We start from the raw sequence: 15,251 nt of genomic DNA on the forward strand, positions 1-15,251 counted from the left end.
CAAGGGCACCAATGGCCTATATCCGCCCCATGCGTGTTCCTTTCCGCAAAATGCACGGCCTGGGCAATGATTTCGTCATCCTGGACGCGCGCGACCGGCCCTTCGACCTGCCCAGCGCCGCCATCGCCGCCATCGGCGACCGGCATCGCGGCGTGGGCTTCGACCAGCTCATCACCATCGCGCCCGCGACGGATGCGGACGTCACCCTGCTCTTCCACAACAGCGACGGGACCGAGGCGGGGGCCTGCGGCAATGGCACGCGCTGCGCCGCCAGCCTGATCCTGGCCGAGACGGGCAAGACGCGCATCACCATCCGCACCGCCCATGGCCTGCTGGCAGCCGAGACCCTGCCGGATGGCACGGTGCGCGTGGACATGGGCAAGCCGCGCCTGGAATGGGACGCCGTGCCCCTGGCCCGCCCCATGGACACGCTGCACGTGCCCCTGTCGGCCGAGGGGGTTTCCGACGCCGCCTGCTGCTCCATGGGCAACCCCCACGCGACCTTCTTCGTGGAGGACCTGGACGCGCTGGACATCACCCGCATCGGGCCGCTGCTGGAACACGACCCGCTGCTGCCGCAGCGCGGCAATATCGGCTTCGCCCAGGTATTGGCGCCGGACCATATCCGGCTGACCGTCTGGGAGCGCGGCGCCGGGCTGACGCTGGCCTGCGGCTCGGGCGCCTGCGCCACCGTGGTGAACGCCGTGCGGCGCGGGCTGACGCAGCGCGCCGTCACCATCACCATGCCGGGCGGCGACCTTGAGCTGGAATGGCGCGCGGACGGCCATGTGCTGATGGCCGGCCCCGTCGCCACGTCCTTCACGGGCGAGTTCCCTGTTGGCTGAGACGCTGACCTTCGGCTGCCGGCTGAACATCGCCGAGAGCGAGGCCATGCGCCGCCTGGCGGGCGACATGGACGCGCTGATCGTCAACACCTGCGCCGTGACGGGCGAGGCCGAGGCCCAGGCGCGCCAGGCCATCCGCCGCGCCGCGCGGGAGAAGCCGGGGCGGCCCATCCTCGTCACCGGCTGCGCGGCGCAGATCAACCCTGGGGCCTGGGCGGCGCTGCCCGGCGTGGCCCGCGTCATCGGCAATGGCGCGAAGCTCGACCGCGCGCGCTGGAACGCGCCGGTGGCCGCCATGGACCGCGACGCGCCCATTGGGCTGGCGGCGGGTGGCGGCACCCGGGCCTTCCTGGCCGTGCAGCAGGGCTGCGACCACGCCTGCACCTTTTGCATCATCCCCCAGGGGCGCGGCCCCGCGCGCGCCATGCCGGTGGACCAGGCGGTGGCGGCGGTGCGCGACCTCGCCACCCGCCATGCCGAGGTGGTGCTGACGGGGGTGGACCTGGCCTCGCACCCCGAACTGCCGGCGCTGATCCGCGCCGTGCTGCGCCAGGTGCCGGAATTGCCACGGCTGCGCCTGTCCTCGCTGGACCCGGCCGCGCTGGATGACCGCTTCTGGGCGGTGTTCGCGGAGGAGGCGCGCCTTGCGCCCTACCTGCACCTCTCGGCGCAGCATGGCGATGACCTGATGCTGAAGCGCATGAAGCGCCGCCATTCGCGCGCCGATGTGCTGCGCGTGGCCGCCCGCGCGCGTGCGCTGCGCGGCGATGTGGCGCTGGGCGCGGATTTCATCGCGGGCTTTCCCACCGAAAGCGAGGCGCATTTCGCCACCATGGAGGCGCTGGTGGCCGAAGCGGGCCTCAGCTTCCTGCATGTCTTCCCCTATTCCGCCCGCACCGGCACGCCGGCCGCGCGCATGCCGCAGCTTCCCATGGCGCTGCGGCGCGAACGCGCGGCGCGGCTGCGCGCGTCGGGTGCGGCGGAGCGGGCGCGCTTCCTGGCCGCGCGCATCGGCACCACCGTCCAGGCGTTGTTCGAGGCGGATGGCCGCGCCCACACCGAGCATTTCGCGCCCTTGCGCCTGGCCAACCCCCCGCCCGCCGGCACGTTGCTGCCGCTGCGCGTGGCGGCCAGCGACGGCACCACCCTGACCGGGGAGAGAATCTGATGGCCCTGCGCGATCTCTGGAACCGCCTCCGCGGCAAGGAGGAGGGTGCCAAGCCCGAGGAGGCCGCGCCCCCCTTGCCGGAGGCGGGCAAGGACGTAGCGTCGGAGGCGGGCAAGGACCCACCGTCGGAGGCGGTCAAGGAAACGCCGCCCGAGGTGTTCAAGGAAGCGCCGCCGGAGGTGGTCCAGGAGCCGCCGGCGGCGGTCACGGAAGCGCCCGCCGAACCGGTGCGGGAAGCGCCGCCGGTGGTCGCGCCGCCGCCGCCGGACCAGCCCCCACCCGCCCCGCCGCCCGTGGCGGCCGCGCCCGAACCGGAGGAAACGCGCGGCTTCTTCGCGCGCCTCAAGGCCGGGCTGTCGCGTTCCACCGCCAAGCTCACGCAATCCATCACCGGCGTCTTCACCAAGCGCAAGCTGGACGACGCCGCGCTGGAGGAGCTGGAGGAGACGCTGATCAGCGCCGATCTCGGCGTGGCGGCGTCCCAGCGCATCGTGGCGGGCTTCCGCCGCACGCGCTTCGGCCGCGAGGCGACGGAGGAGGAGATCAAATCCGCCCTGGCCGAGGAGATCGGCGCCATCCTCGCCCCCGTGGCGCGCCCGCTGGAGATCACGCCCGCGCATGCGCCGCATGTGGTGCTGGTGGTGGGCGTGAACGGCACGGGCAAGACCACGACCATCGCCAAGCTGTCCGAGCAGTATCGCGCCCAGGGCCTCAAGGTCTGGATGGTGGCGGGCGACACGTTTCGCGCCGCGGCGGTGGAGCAATTGCAGGTCTGGGGCGAGCGCACGGGCGCGCATGTGGTGGCCCCGGCCAAGCACGGCGCGGATGCCGCGGGCCTCGCCTTCGACGCGCTGCGCGATGCGCGCGCGGCCGGCGCCGATGTGCTGCTGGTGGACACGGCCGGGCGCCTGCACAACAAGACCGCGCTGATGGATGAACTCCGCAAGGTGGTGCGCGTGCTGAAGCGCCATGGCGAGGCCGTGCCGCATTCCACCTTGTTGGTTCTGGACGCGACGACGGGCCAGAACGCCGTCAGCCAGGTGCGGGTGTTCAAGGAGATGGTGGAGGTGACAGGCCTCGTCGTCACCAAGCTCGACGGCAGCGCGAAGGGCGGCGTGGTGGTGGCGCTGGCGCAGGAATTCGGCCTGCCGGTGCATGCGGTGGGGGTGGGCGAGAAGGCGGCGGACCTGCGGCCCTTCGAGGCGCGGGATTTCGCGCGGAGCCTTGTCGGGCTGGATTGACGGCCCGACGCCATCAGCCCATCTCGGGCGCAGGACGGCGTGACCGGTCGCAGGGAGGTTGGCCCTCGTCACAATCGCCGGAGCGAAGGGGCCTGGCCAGCAGAACTCCCAACCGTCCCACCAACATGAGCGCGCTCGGTTGACGGTGCACCGTCACCGGCACATGTCCACCCTGGATGATGTGTCCGGATGGCGGCGGCCGGCCCGCGTCATCTCCACCGGAGCAAGGGGCCCTGGCCGGCAGAACCCCGCATCCTGATCCATGCAAACGAAAGCGGCGCGGAGGTCTCCCCCCGCGCCGCCGCATCGGTCGGGCCAGCGCCCTGGACCGTTTACCCCTGCGCCGAGCTCACGATGGCGAAAGCGACGACCCGGGGCCGGGACCAGTTCCGGCCAAGCGAACGATGAGACACCGGATCACCTCCTTTCATTTGTTGCAGTGCGAAGTCTGCGCCCGCGCGGCCGCGCGGCGCAAGCGCGGAATTGCTACGGCGCGTATCAGGCGGAGGCCTTGGCCGCCTGCACCACCCGCCCATCCTCCATGTCCACGATGCGGTCCGCGAGGTCGAGGATGCGCGGGTCATGCGTCACCAGCAGGATGGGCACGCCGCGCCCCTTCGCCAGGTCGCGCAGCAGCCGCACCACCTCCTGCCCCGTCTGCTTGTCCAGCGCCGCCGTGGGTTCGTCGGCCAGGATCAGGCCTGGATCGCCCGCCAGGGCGCGGGCGATGGCCACGCGCTGCCGCTGCCCGCCCGAAAGCTGCGCGGGCTGCTTCTCCAGATGGTCGGAGAGGCCCACGGCGCCCAGCATCTCGCCGGCGCGCGCCAGGCGCTGCGCCTCGGTGCGGCGCCCGTCCAGTTCGAGCGACATCGCCACATTCTGCCGCGCCGTCAGAAATCCCAGCAAATTGTGGTTCTGGAAGATGAAGCCGATGCGCCGGCGCAGCCGCACGCGCTGAGCTTCGCTGGCGCCCAGCAGGGATTCGCCCAGCACGCGCGCCTGCCCCTCCTGCATGGCGCGCAGCGCGCCGATCAGCGTCAGCAGCGTCGTCTTGCCCGAGCCGGAGGGGCCGGTGAGGATGACGATCTCGCCCGGCCCGATGCGGAGGTCCACCTCGCGCAGCACCTGCCGGCGCAGCTCGCCCTCGCCATAGGCGAAGTTCACGCCGCGAAGTTCCACCGGCGCTTCCATCAGAACATGTCCGCCGGGTTGGCGTCGCGCAGCTTGCGCATGGCGAGAAGCCCGGCCGCGAAGCACATGCCGAAGATCAGCAGGAACACGCCCACGGCACGCTCCGTGTACATCTCCAGCGGCAGGAAGGTCGCCCCCGCCACATAGCCATAGAGCAGCGTGGACAGCACGAAGCCCGGAATGAACCCCACCACGGCCAGGATCACCGCCGCCCCCAGCACCACCCGCGCCAGATAGCCGTTGGAATAGCCCATGGCCTTGAGCGTCGCGTATTCCGAAAGGTGCCCCGCGATGTCCGCGAAGAGGATCTGGTAGACGATCACCATCCCCACCACGAGGCCCATCACGGAGCCGAACAGGAAGATGAAGCCGATGGGCGTGCCCGTCTCCCAATAGAGGCGTTCGCGCGCCACCATCTCCGCATGGGTCAGCACCAGCACGTCGCCGGGCAGCAGGGCGGCGAGGCGCGCCTGGGTGGCGGCCACATCGGCGCCCGGCCGCAGCTTCAGCGCGACAAGGTCCGCCTGCGCGGCCTGGCGGGTGAAGACGCGGCGGAAATTCTGCTCGCTCAGCACCACATTGCCATCGGCGCCGAAGGAGGGGCCGACCTCGACGAGGCCCACCAGCTCCATCTCCCGCGTGCCGAGCTGGACGGGAAAGGGCCCGTTGCGCGCGAACATGGCGGCGACAGGCCCGAATTCGGGGCGGGAAAGGCGGTCGAAGGCGAAGGTGTCCGGCCGGCGCAGGGCGGCCGCGACATCGGCCAGCCCCGGGAAATCCACCGCCCCCGCATCCGCGTCGAGGCCGATGAGCTGCACGGCGCGGCGGCTGCCCGTCTCGGGGTTCCTGAGCGTCACCTGCGCCAGGTAGACGGGCACGGCGCGGTCCACCTCCGCATCGGCCAGGGCCTGCCAGGCCCGGGCGCGCGGGATGGCCTCGGCGCGGAAGCTGGCCTCCGTCAGCGGGTGCATCAGGAACAGGTCCGCCCGCATGGCGCGGAACAGGTTGGTGGCGCTGTCGAACAGCGCGCCGCGGAAGCCCAGCTGCATGAAGACCAGCAGGCAGGCGAACATGACGCCCGCGATGGCGGTGGCCAGCCGCGCGCGGTCGGCCCGCAACTGCCGCCAGGCGAGGCGCAGCGCCAGCAGCAGCCCGGCCAGCACGCCCGGCTCGCGCCGTGGGGCTTGCGGGGGTTCGGCAGCCTCGCCCATGTGCTCCGGCGCCCAAGGCAGCAGCTTCACGGGGGGCGGGACCTCATTCATCAGCGGAACGCCAGCGGCGTCGGGCCATTGGGCCGGATGGCCACCTGCACCTGCATGTTGCTGCGCCGGCGCACCAGGGCGGCGGCCTCTTCGGACAGGGTGAGGCGCACCTCCACCGTGCGGGCGTCCACCGCCGCCACGGGGTCGGTGCCGGCCTGGGTGGTGCGGCGCACTTGCCAGCCGATCTCGTTCAGCGTGGCGGGCAGGCGACGCGCCTCGCCGGGGATGATGATCTCGGCCGCGGCACCCAGGCGCAGGCGGGCCACGTCCGTCTCGAAGACATCGGCCACCACCTCCATGCGGCGGAGGTCGGCCATCTCCATCAGCCCGTCATTGCCCACCTGATCGCCCGACCGGGCGAAGATGCGCAGGATGGTGCCGGCGATGGGCGCGCGCACGCGGGAAAGCTCGGCATCGGCCTCGGCCTTGGCCAGCGTCGCCTCGGCCACGGCCACGCGGGCCTCGGCCAGGGCCACATCCTCGGGGCGGGCGGCGCTGAGGGTGACGAAATCCGCCTCGGCCTGGGCGCGCTCCGCCTCCAGCCGCGCGAGGGAGAAGCGGGCGCGTTCGGCCGCCGCCTCCGCCCCGGCGCCGGAGGGCACCAGCCGCGTGGCCCGCGCCGCCTCGCGCCGGGCGAGTTCGACCTGGGCGGCCAGGCTCTCGATGCGGGCGCGCTGGGCCTCGCGCTCCGAGGGGCGGGCGGCCTCCCGCGTGCGGGCGAGGGCGGCGCGCTGCTCCGCCAACTGGCCGCGCGCCTGGGCGATGGCGGCGTCCTTCTGCACGGCATCCGCGAATTCCGCGAGAAGCTGGCCGGCCTCCACCTCCTGCCCCTCCTCCACATGCAGGGCCGACAGGCGGGAGACGTTCATTCCCCCCGGCTGATTCAAGCGCCGGATGCGCGAGGCGGGCTCGATGCGGCCCAGCGCGCCCACGCCCATGGCCTCGGGCAGGATGGCGGCGGCGGTGGGGGCGGGTTCGGGCGGCGGGGCGCCTTGGCCCCACACCACCCAGGCGCCGCCCAGCGCGACCGCGCCGAGCAGCAGGCCCAGCAGGACGGGGCGCTTCACGGCGCCCCCGCTTGCGGCTCGGCCAGCCGCTCGAGGGCGGCGCGCATGGCGGCCAATTCATCGGCGTCCATCGTGTACATGCCGAAGATGCGGCCCATGAACAGCCCGTCGCCCGCGGCCATGATGGCCAGCCCATGGCCCGGCGGCAGCGCGTCCTGGCGCAGCCGGTCACGGATATGGGCGAAGACGCGGCGGATGGGGTCCAGCAGCGCCGGGTCATGGTGGAAGGCGGCCAGGAAGACGGCGGCGGCGCGCTGGTGCTGCTCGCACACCATGTGCGGGTCGTCGAAGGTCCAGGCCAGGATGGCGCGGGTGGTGCGGGCGGGGTGCGGGGGTTGGGCGTCCAGCACCGCCTCGAACTCGGCGGCGACGCCATCGGCCAGGCGGTTCAGCATGCCGGCCAGCAGCGCCTCCTTGTAGGCGAAATGGTAGAGCAAGCCGCCTTTGGAAACGCCGGCCTCGCGCGCCGCGGCCTCCAGCGTCAGGGCGGTGACGCCGCGCGCCTGCACGATGCGCTCGGCGGCGTCGAGGATGCGGGTGGGCGCGTCAGGCGGCGGGGCTCGGTCCAACATGCCCTTCAGCTAGACCGGCTGGACGGTTTGTCAACCGTCCGGTCGGTATAGTTGCTTGGAGCGGGACACGAAAAAGCTATGCCACCACCGGCTGGAACTGCGCCGCCAGCATCGCATCCAGCATCGCCGCCGATTCCGCCTCCCACACCAGCCCCACGCTCACGACCCGCACCTGGTCGCGGAAACCGGCCGGGATGCGGACCCAATCCTTGCGCGTGGTGACGGGAATGGCATTCAGGCTGGCCGCACGGTCCAGCAGGGCGCGCAAATCCCCCTCGTCATAGGGGTAGTGGTCGGCGAAGCACTCGCTCCCCGCCAGCACCGCCCCGCCCTGGCGCAGCGTGTTCAGGAATTTGCGCGGGTTGGCGATGCCGCAGAAGGCAAAGACGTTCTCGCCCGACAGCGCCTCCATCTCCGGCCCCGGCGCCAAATCCCCGCGCAGCACCGGCAGCCCGGGCGGCAGTGCGGCCAGCGCCCCCGTCTCATCCGCGCCGATCAGCACGGCGGCGGCGCAGCGGGCGGCCGCCATGGCCACCGGCTCGCGCAGCGGCCCGGCCGGGATCACGCGGCCATTGCCGAAGCCGTAATTGCCATCAATGGTCAGCAGGGAGAGTGTCTTGGTCAGCGTCGGGTTCTGCAGCCCGTCATCCATGATGATGGCGCCCGCCCCCGCCTCGACGGCCAGCTGCGCGCCGGCCGCGCGGTCGGCGCTGACCCAGGTGGGCGCCAACGCCGCCAGCAGCAGCGCCTCATCGCCCACCTGTTCGCTGCCATGCTCCTCCGGGCGGACGCGCAGCGGGCCCTTCACGCTGCCGCCATAGCCCCGCATGAGGAAATGCGCCGCGACGCCCAGGGTGGACAGCCGCCGGCCGAGGTCCAGCGCCAGCGTGGTCTTGCCCGCGCCCCCGGCCGTGGCGCCGCCGCAGCAGAAGACGGGCACGGGGGCCTCCCAGCCCGGCCGCGCCATGCGCCGCGCCGTCGCCCCCGCGTAGATCGCCGCGATGGGAGAGAGGAGCACAGGCCACACCCCCCCGTCGCGGCCCCAGAAATCCGGAGCCCGCATGCGTCTGACCGACCTTCCTTCCGCTTCCTCCGGCGCGCCCCGAAGGGGGGCCGCCGCCTTGCTTGCCATCAGCCCCGGCCGCCTTCGGGCAGCAGGGCCAGCACCGCCTCCGCCACCCGCTCGGGCAGCCGGGCCGCCGAGGCGCCGCCCATCCGGGCCGCGACCCGCGCGGCCCCGGCCACCAGGGACCGGGACAATTCCGGATTCGTTAGCACATCGCCAACGGCCGGTGCCAGCGCCGCCGCATCGGGCAGGCGCAGCGCGCCGCCCTCCGCCTCCAGCGCCGCCACCGCCTCCGTGAAATTCGCCATATGCGGGCCGAGCACGATGGGGCAGCCCAGCCGCGCCGCCTCCAGCGGGTTCTGCCCGCCATGCGGCACCAGGCTGCCCCCCACCAGCGCCACCGAGGCCAGGCGGTAGAACAGGCCGAGTTCCCCCATGGTGTCCGCCACATAGACGGGCCCCGCATCCGGCAGGGCGCCGGTGGCCCGGTGGGGCGCCTCGGGCGCCAGGGCCGCGCCGCGATCGGGGTGGCGGGGGGCCAGGATGGTGAGCAGGTCCGGGAAGGTGCCGCGCAGTTCGGCGGCGGCCGCCAGCACCAGCGCCTCCTCGCCCGGATGGGTGCTGGCGGCCAGCAGCACGGGGCGCGCGCCGATGGCCGCGCGCAGGGCGTCCAGCTTCATGGGCTCGGCCGCCAGGGGCTCGGCCGCGAATTTCAGGTCGCCAGGGGGAGCGAGACGGGTGGCGCCCAGCGCCGCCAGCCGCGCCGCATCCTCGGCCGAGCGGGGGATGATGCCGCGAAACCCCTCCAGCATCCGCCGCGCCAGGCCGGGGGCGAGGCGCCGCCACATCGCGGCACTCCGCGCCGACATGCGGCCGTTCACCAGCAGCACCGGCACGCCGCGCGTGCGCAGCGCCTCCAGCGTGTTGGGCCAGAACTCGCTCTCGATCCGCAGCACCGCATCGGGCCGCCAGCCGTCGAGGAAGCGCGCCACCCAGCCGGGCACGTCGAGCGGCGCGTAGCGATGCGTCAGCCGCGCGGCCAGCGCGGGCGAGAGCCAGTGCGGCAATTGCCGCGCGGAGGTCACGGTGCCGGTGGTCAGCAGCACATGCAGGCGCGGGGCGCGCGCCACCAGCGCCTCCATCACCGGCAGCAGGGCGCGCACCTCGCCCACGCTCGCGGCATGGACCCAGACCAGCGGGCCCTCGGGCCGGGCCACGCCATGGCCTTCGCGCTCGGGCAGGCGGGCCGCTTCCTCCTTGCCGCGCCGCGCGCGGCGGCGCAGGTGCGGGCGCAGCAGGGGCACCGCGAGGCGGGCCAGGACCGACCAGAACCGCAGCATCAGCCGAGCCTCAGCGTCGCGCGCGCCCGGCGGCCGCGTCCGCCTCATCCGCCGCCGCGTCCATGGCGGCGGCGATGGCGGGCAGAGCGGCCTCGCCACCCCCCGGCGGCACCAGGATGGGCGGGCCGGCCACCACATGCGCGCGGCCGAAGGGCAGCGGGATTTCCATGCGGTCCCAGCTCCGGATGCCGATGGCGTGGCGGCAGCGGCCGGCGATAGGCACCACCGCCTTGCCGCTGCTGGCGGCCAGCTCCGCCACCCCGGCGGCCGCCTGGCGGCGCGGGCCGCGCGGCCCGTCGGGCGTGATGGCGACGGATTCCCGCGCCTCCAGCAGCCGCGCCAGCGCGATCAGCCCCGCCGCCCCCCCGCGCGAGGAGGAGCCATAGGCCAGCTCCACATGGAAGCGCGCCACGGCGCGGCCGATGAACATCCCATCCCGGTGGTGCGAGACCAGCACATGCCCGCGCCGCAGCAGCCCCCGGCGCCGGCACTCCAGCACCACCCAGGGCATCAATGGCAGGTTCTCATGCCAGAAGGCGAGGATGACGGCGCCATTCGCGTGCACGGAGGCGGCGGCCGCGTCATAGCCGTGCAGCTCCCACCGCGTGGTGCGATAGACGAAGGCGAGATAGGCCCCCAGCAGCCACGCCCCGGCGGCCAGCACGGAAGGATGCCGGATCAGCTTTCGGAGCATGGCAGTCGGTACATCATCCTGCCTGTCCGGGTCGCACGCGGGCCGCCCCGGCGCAAGGGGCGCCCCTCAACCGGCGGTAGGACCCTCCACCGGGACCAGCTGGTCGCGGAAAGTGGTGGCGCAGGAGGTCCAGGAGAAGCGCTCGGCCTGGGCGCGGGCCGTGGCGCGCGGCACGTCCAGCGCCGCCAGCGCCGCCCGGCCCAGATCCTCGTCCAGCACGCCGGCGGGGCCCACCACGTCGCGCGGGCCCATCACGGGATAGGCGGCGACGGGCGTGCCGCAGGCCATGGCCTCCAGCAGCACCAGGCCGAAGGTGTCGGTGCGCGAGGGGAAGACGAAGACGTCCGCCGCGCGATAGGCATCGGCCAGGGCCGCGCCATGCCGCCAGCCGGCGAAATGCGCGCGCGGGTAGCTCGATTGCAGCGCGGCGCGCTGCGGGCCATCGCCGACCACCACCTTGCTGCCCGGCAGGTCGAGGCCGAGGAAGGCCGTGATGTTCTTCTCCACCGCCACGCGCCCCGCATAGAGGAAGATGGGCCGCGGCAGGTCCGGGAAGGCATCGCGCTCGCCCTGGTCCGAGAAGAGGCCGAGGTCCACGCCCCGCGTCCAGGGCAGGATGCGCTCAAAGCCGCGCCCGGTGAGTTCGTCGCGCAGCGAGGGCGTGGCGGCGAAGACCCCGGCGCCGGCATTGTGGAAGCGGCGCAGCAGCGCCCAGGTGAAGCCGGGCGGGATGCCCGTGCGGGCCGTGACGTATTCGGCGAAGCGTGTGTGGAAGCTGGTGGTGAACTGCCAGCCGCGCTCCCGGCACAGGGCGCGCGCGGCGAGGCCGAGCGGGCCCTCGGTGGCGATATGCACGGCCTGGGGCCGGGCCGCGTCCATCAGGGCGCGCAGTCGCGCGCGCGGCCGCAGCGCGAGGCGAATGTCGGCATAGCCCGGCATGGGGAAGTTGGCGAAGCGGTCGGGGCCGATGATCTCGACCGTGTCGCCGCGCGCCACCAGCTCACCCGCCACGCGCTCCAGCGTGCGGACCACGCCGTTGACCTGGGGCCGCCAGGCATCGGTGATGATGACGAGACGCATCAGGCCGGCACCGCCTCGCGCAGCAGGTGGCGTTCGCGCTGCTGCGCCCCCCAGTCCAGCAGCTCGAAGGCGCCGTCATGGTGCTCGACCAGGGCGGAGCAGCTTTCCACCCAGTCGCCGTCGTTCATGTAGAGGACGCCCTGCACCATCCGCATCTCGGGGTGGTGGATATGGCCGCAGATGACGCCGTCCAGGCCGCGTCGCCGCGCCTCGGCGGCCAGCGCGCCCTCGAAGCGGTCAATGGCCTTCACCGCCTCCTTCACCTGGCGCTTCAGCCACTGGCTGAGCGACCAGTAGGGATATCCCAGGCGGCGGCGGGCGAAGTTGAACCATTGGTTGATGATGAGGGCCACGGTGTAGGCCTGGTCGCCCAGATAGGCCAGGAATTTGGCGTAGCGGATGACGCCGTCGAACTCGTCGCCATGCATGACGAGATAGCGCCTTCCATCGGCGGCCAGGTGCTCGGCCTCGCCCATCAGCTTCACGCCGGCCACTTCGAGGCCCAGCCATTCGCGGAACATCTCGTCATGGTTGCCGGGGATGTAGATCACCTCGGTGCCGTTCTTCGCGAGGTCCAGGATGGCGCGGATCACCGCGTCGAACTCCGCGTGCCAGTACCAAGACTTCCGCAGGCGCCAGCCATCCACGATGTCGCCCACGAGGTAGAGGCGCTCGCACCGCACCCTCGCCAGGAAGTCGAGCAGCATGTCGGAGCGCGCGCCGCGCGTGCCGAGGTGCAGGTCGGAGATGAACACCGTGCGGACATCCATGGGGCGTTCCACCATCATCCGGTCGCGGGGTGGCATCAGCGGCGCTCCTGCTCTCTGTGCGAGGGGCATTGCGGCCGTCGCACGCGCTTCGCACGTGAATCTTCGGTGACGCCTGCGTGGGGTGCATGTCTCGGGACTGACGCGGAAACGTCATCACGCGGTCCCGGGTTGCGTGCCACGCAAGGCATTTCCGGCGCCATGCGGGTGGGCCGCCCCTTCCCCGCGCGCCGCGCCCATGGTCGGATTGGGGCCTCAGAGGGAGGCATTCCATGACCATCGGCTTTCGTATCAAGCCCATCACGCAACGCGTCTCGCCCGCGCTGATCCAGCGCGCCGCGTCCATTCCCGTGGCCAATATCGGCGACGTGATGAACCGCCTGCAGAGCTTCAGCGGCACCTTCCACCCCTATGGCGGGCGCAAGCGCATGGTGGGGCCGGCCTTCACGGTGAAGGCGCGCTCCGGCGACAACCTCATGCTGCACCGCGCGGTGGATCTGGCCGAACCCGGCGACATCATCGTCTGCGACGGCAATGGCGACCTGTCGGTTGCCCTGATGGGCGACCTGATGCTGGGCCATGCCATGGTGCGCGGCATCGCGGGCACGGTGCTGGATGGTGCGGTGCGCGACGTGTCCTCGCTCGCCAAGATGGATTTCGGCGTCTGGGCGCGCGGCCACACGCCGGCGGGCCCCTGGAAGGAAGGCCCGGGCGAGATCGGCACCACCATCTCCTGCGGCGGCCAGGTGGTGGCCCCGGGTGACCTGATCTGCTGCGACGAGGATGGCATCGTGGTGGTGCCGCTGGAGGAGGCCGAGGCGGTGATCACCGCGGCCGAGGCGCACCAGGCCAAGGAGATCAAGTCCGAGGCCGACATCAAGGCGGGCAAGTGGCCCCGCGGCTGGGTGCCCGAGGCCCTGAAGGCCAAGGGCTGCGAAGGCGCCTGACGCCGCCTCCGGGGAGCGGTCCGAGATGGGGCCGCCCCCCGGCACGGGACGGATCAGCCCGCCGGCTGGATGGCGGAGAGGGTCCAGGGGCCGCCCTGGACGCGCACGAAGGTCCAGATCTCGGTGCCCATGCCGCGCTCGGTGGCGCTGCCCTCGACGATGCGGCCGGTGGCGATTTCGCGCGTCACCTCGATCATGGAGTAGCGCATGGCGACAGTGGCGTATTCGCGCGCACCCTCGCGCCAGGCCTCGGCCAGGTCGCCCTGCTCCAGCTTCGAATCGGTCGTCTCGTTCTTCAGGCCGCGCGCGGAGAGGTCGGCCAGGTCGTCACGGAAATACTGCACCACCTCGGGCGTCGCGATGCGGCCCAGCGCGGCCATGTCCTCGCGCGTCCAGGCGTCGTTCACCTGGGCGAGAAGGCGCTCGAAGGCCTCGTAGTCGGCCGGGCCGATCTGGACCGGGGCTTCCTGCGCGGGGCGGGCGCCCAGGCCCATGCCGGCACCCATCGTGCCACGGCCGCTCAGATTGCCCAGGTTGCCGGGGCCGGGCGGGGGGTTGCCGCCGCCGTGCATGTCACGCGCCATGCCCGCGGGCTGCGGCTGCTGGCGCCGGCGCAGGAAGGCCATGACCAGCATGACCACGCCGGCGATGAGCGCCAGCTGCAGCATGAAGCCCAGGATGCCGGCAAGGCTGCCCAGGCCGGAGAAGAAGCCCGAGCCGGCCAGCAGGCCGAAGATGCCCGCGCCGAACAGGCCCAGCATCATGCCGCCCATGAAGGGATTGCGGGCGAAGAAGCCCGGCCGGGCGGCACCGGCCGCCGCCGCACCCGCCGCGGGCGCGCCGGGGCGCGCGGCGGTGTTGGCGCCCGGCGCCATGGGCGGCTGCTGGGTGCGCTGCATGGGCTGCGCGGCCTGGGGCGCCGTGTTGGTCGGAGGGGGCGCCTGGTAGGTGCGCGCGCCCCGGCTGCCGCCGAAGCCGCCGCGCGCACGCTGGGCTTCCGCCAAAGCGGGGGCGAGGACGAAGGCGGCAACCGCGAGCGCGGTCATGATCGTGGCGGGACGGCGCATGGTCGGGGCGATCTCCGAAAATGGAAACTTTCTTGGATGCAATATGGCCCAGCGCCGCGAGAATTACGAGACTTCCATCCTGGGCCCGTCCCGTTTTCACCTCCCTGGCGCCGTGGCGAAGGAACGTATTGGCGCGTCCGGGGGTTGCGCCAGCGCAATGCGCGGGGCGGGCGTCCCCCACTAGGCTTCCCACAGTATCCACCGGAGGCCAGACCATGCCCAGCAAACTCACCGCGCGCGACCTGATGACCCCCGATGTCGTCACCGTGCCCCCCGAGACCCCCGTCGTCGCCATGGCGAAGCTGATGGCCGACCGCGGCATCAGCGCCGTGCCCGTGCTCGCCGCCGATGGCGCGCTGCTGGGCCTGGTGACGGAGGCCGACCTGATCCGCCGCCTGGCCGATGAGGATGTGGCGCACCGCCCGAGCTGGTTCGCCGCCATGTTCAGCAGCCCCGGCAGCCAGGCCGACCGCTACGCCCGCACCCATGGCGCGGTGGCGCGCGACGTGATGACGGCCGATGTCGTCGCCGTGGGCCTGGACGAGACGGCCGCGCACATCGCCGCCCTGATGGAGGAGAAGAAGATCCGCCGCGTGCTGGTGGTGGAGCATGGCAAGCTGCGCGGCATCGTCAGCCGGGCCGACCTGCTGCGCGCCCTGGTCACCCCCATGGCCGAGGGCGAGGCGATGAGCGATGACCGCATCCGCCGTGCCGTGCTGGCCGCCATGAAGCGCGAGCCCTGGGCCAACAGCTTCTACCTGCTGGCCGATGTGCAGGATGGCGTGGTGACCTTCCACGGCTTCATGCGCGATGCCGGCGTGGCGCGCGGGCTGCGCGTGCTGGCCGAGGGCGTGCCGGGCGTGAAGGGCGTGAAGGACGAGACCCAGCCCCTGCCCGCCTACATGTAGCAACCACAGGTGTGCCCGCCGCCGGGCGGGCGCTCC

15 protein-coding genes are annotated in these 15,251 nt (G+C 72.8%); 5 read left to right on the top strand and 10 right to left on the bottom strand.

Going from position 1 to position 15,251, the window contains the following annotated elements; translation table 11 throughout:
* Positions 1 to 29: 29 nt before the first annotated feature.
* The 3 genes from dapF (at position 30) to ftsY (ending at position 3,254) form a co-directional block, all read left to right on the top strand.
* The gene (dapF, locus tag JTN19_RS15690) at positions 30 to 845 is read left to right on the top strand and encodes a diaminopimelate epimerase (protein ID WP_206934522.1); all 816 of its coding nucleotides are present in this window, start codon (positions 30 to 32) and stop codon (positions 843 to 845) included.
* Positions 835 to 2,013, top strand: coding sequence for a MiaB/RimO family radical SAM methylthiotransferase (locus tag JTN19_RS15695; protein ID WP_206934573.1), 1,179 nt, complete (start codon positions 835 to 837; stop codon positions 2,011 to 2,013). The genes dapF and JTN19_RS15695 overlap by 11 nt, the downstream gene beginning before the upstream one ends.
* Positions 2,014 to 2,306: 293 nt before the next feature.
* Positions 2,307 to 3,254: a signal recognition particle-docking protein FtsY gene (ftsY, locus tag JTN19_RS15700; protein ID WP_340643344.1), complete on the top strand. Its 948-nt coding sequence runs from the start codon at positions 2,307 to 2,309 to the stop codon at positions 3,252 to 3,254.
* Between the two features lie 498 nt (positions 3,255 to 3,752).
* Here ftsY and JTN19_RS15705 read toward each other — a convergent pair whose 3' ends face one another.
* The 9 genes from JTN19_RS15705 to JTN19_RS15745 form a co-directional block, all read right to left on the bottom strand.
* Positions 3,753 to 4,445: an ATP-binding cassette domain-containing protein gene (locus JTN19_RS15705; RefSeq protein WP_206934526.1), complete on the bottom strand. Its 693-nt coding sequence runs from the start codon at positions 4,443 to 4,445 to the stop codon at positions 3,753 to 3,755.
* Positions 4,445 to 5,686 carry an ABC transporter permease DevC gene (devC, locus tag JTN19_RS15710; RefSeq protein ID WP_340643342.1) on the bottom strand — a complete coding sequence of 414 codons (1,242 nt, stop codon included), beginning with the start codon at positions 5,684 to 5,686 and terminating at the stop codon, positions 4,445 to 4,447. The genes JTN19_RS15705 and devC overlap by 1 nt, the downstream gene beginning before the upstream one ends.
* A 20-nt stretch (positions 5,687 to 5,706) precedes the next feature.
* Positions 5,707 to 6,774 carry an HlyD family efflux transporter periplasmic adaptor subunit gene (locus JTN19_RS15715; RefSeq protein ID WP_206934528.1) on the bottom strand — a complete coding sequence of 356 codons (1,068 nt, stop codon included), beginning with the start codon at positions 6,772 to 6,774 and terminating at the stop codon, positions 5,707 to 5,709.
* The gene (locus tag JTN19_RS15720) at positions 6,771 to 7,346 is read right to left on the bottom strand and encodes a TetR/AcrR family transcriptional regulator (protein WP_206934530.1); all 576 of its coding nucleotides are present in this window, start codon (positions 7,344 to 7,346) and stop codon (positions 6,771 to 6,773) included. The genes JTN19_RS15715 and JTN19_RS15720 overlap by 4 nt, the downstream gene beginning before the upstream one ends.
* A gap of 76 nt (positions 7,347 to 7,422) precedes the next feature.
* Complete coding sequence (gene lpxK / locus JTN19_RS15725) at positions 7,423 to 8,364, bottom strand: tetraacyldisaccharide 4'-kinase (protein WP_456315802.1); 942 nt, start codon at positions 8,362 to 8,364, stop codon at positions 7,423 to 7,425.
* A 113-nt stretch (positions 8,365 to 8,477) separates the two neighbouring features.
* Positions 8,478 to 9,752 (bottom strand): 3-deoxy-D-manno-octulosonic acid transferase, encoded by a 1,275-nt coding sequence (locus JTN19_RS15730; RefSeq protein WP_206934534.1) that lies wholly within the window; start codon positions 9,750 to 9,752, stop codon positions 8,478 to 8,480.
* 10 nt (positions 9,753 to 9,762) lie between these two features.
* A complete protein-coding gene (locus tag JTN19_RS15735; RefSeq protein WP_206934536.1) occupies positions 9,763 to 10,446 on the bottom strand; it encodes a lysophospholipid acyltransferase family protein in 684 nt (227 codons plus the stop codon).
* 66 nt (positions 10,447 to 10,512) lie between these two features.
* Positions 10,513 to 11,526 (bottom strand): glycosyltransferase family 4 protein, encoded by a 1,014-nt coding sequence (locus JTN19_RS15740; RefSeq protein WP_206934538.1) that lies wholly within the window; start codon positions 11,524 to 11,526, stop codon positions 10,513 to 10,515.
* Positions 11,526 to 12,332 carry a UDP-2,3-diacylglucosamine diphosphatase gene (locus tag JTN19_RS15745; RefSeq protein ID WP_242531182.1) on the bottom strand — a complete coding sequence of 269 codons (807 nt, stop codon included), beginning with the start codon at positions 12,330 to 12,332 and terminating at the stop codon, positions 11,526 to 11,528. The genes JTN19_RS15740 and JTN19_RS15745 overlap by 1 nt, the downstream gene beginning before the upstream one ends.
* A gap of 233 nt (positions 12,333 to 12,565) precedes the next feature.
* Between JTN19_RS15745 and JTN19_RS15750 the strand changes: the two genes are divergently transcribed.
* Complete coding sequence (locus tag JTN19_RS15750) at positions 12,566 to 13,240, top strand: RraA family protein (protein WP_206934540.1); 675 nt, start codon at positions 12,566 to 12,568, stop codon at positions 13,238 to 13,240.
* 53 nt (positions 13,241 to 13,293) lie between these two features.
* On the opposite strand, the gene JTN19_RS15755 is transcribed toward JTN19_RS15750, so the two are convergent.
* Positions 13,294 to 14,307: a Tim44 domain-containing protein gene (locus JTN19_RS15755; protein WP_206934542.1), complete on the bottom strand. Its 1,014-nt coding sequence runs from the start codon at positions 14,305 to 14,307 to the stop codon at positions 13,294 to 13,296.
* 215 nt (positions 14,308 to 14,522) lie between these two features.
* Here JTN19_RS15755 and JTN19_RS15760 point away from each other — a divergent pair, with 215 nt between their 5' ends.
* Positions 14,523 to 15,215, top strand: a complete 693-nt coding sequence (locus JTN19_RS15760) for a CBS domain-containing protein (RefSeq protein ID WP_242531183.1) — start codon at positions 14,523 to 14,525, stop codon at positions 15,213 to 15,215.
* Positions 15,216 to 15,251 lie beyond the last annotated feature (36 nt).

The sequence above is a fragment of the Roseococcus thiosulfatophilus genome (genome assembly GCF_017311575.1).
GTDB classification, from domain to species: Bacteria; Pseudomonadota; Alphaproteobacteria; order Acetobacterales; family Acetobacteraceae; genus Roseococcus; species Roseococcus thiosulfatophilus.

Bases quoted from the DNA above. Each gene is read 5' to 3' on its own strand.
- dapF (WP_206934522.1), top strand. From the start codon at position 30: ATGCGTGTTCCTTTCCGCAAAATGCACGGCCTGGGCAATGATTTCGTC.
- JTN19_RS15760 (WP_242531183.1), top strand. From the start codon at position 14,523: ATGCCCAGCAAACTCACCGCGCGCGACCTGATGACCCCCGATGTCGTC.
- JTN19_RS15720 (WP_206934530.1), bottom strand. From the start codon at position 7,346: ATGTTGGACCGAGCCCCGCCGCCTGACGCGCCCACCCGCATCCTCGAC.
- JTN19_RS15735 (WP_206934536.1), bottom strand. From the start codon at position 10,446: ATGCTCCGAAAGCTGATCCGGCATCCTTCCGTGCTGGCCGCCGGGGCG.
- JTN19_RS15705 (WP_206934526.1), bottom strand. From the start codon at position 4,445: ATGGAAGCGCCGGTGGAACTTCGCGGCGTGAACTTCGCCTATGGCGAG.
- JTN19_RS15750 (WP_206934540.1), top strand. From the start codon at position 12,566: ATGACCATCGGCTTTCGTATCAAGCCCATCACGCAACGCGTCTCGCCC.
- JTN19_RS15745 (WP_242531182.1), bottom strand. From the start codon at position 12,332: ATGCCACCCCGCGACCGGATGATGGTGGAACGCCCCATGGATGTCCGC.
- JTN19_RS15755 (WP_206934542.1), bottom strand. From the start codon at position 14,307: ATGCGCCGTCCCGCCACGATCATGACCGCGCTCGCGGTTGCCGCCTTC.
- JTN19_RS15730 (WP_206934534.1), bottom strand. From the start codon at position 9,752: ATGCTGCGGTTCTGGTCGGTCCTGGCCCGCCTCGCGGTGCCCCTGCTG.
- JTN19_RS15740 (WP_206934538.1), bottom strand. From the start codon at position 11,526: ATGCGTCTCGTCATCATCACCGATGCCTGGCGGCCCCAGGTCAACGGC.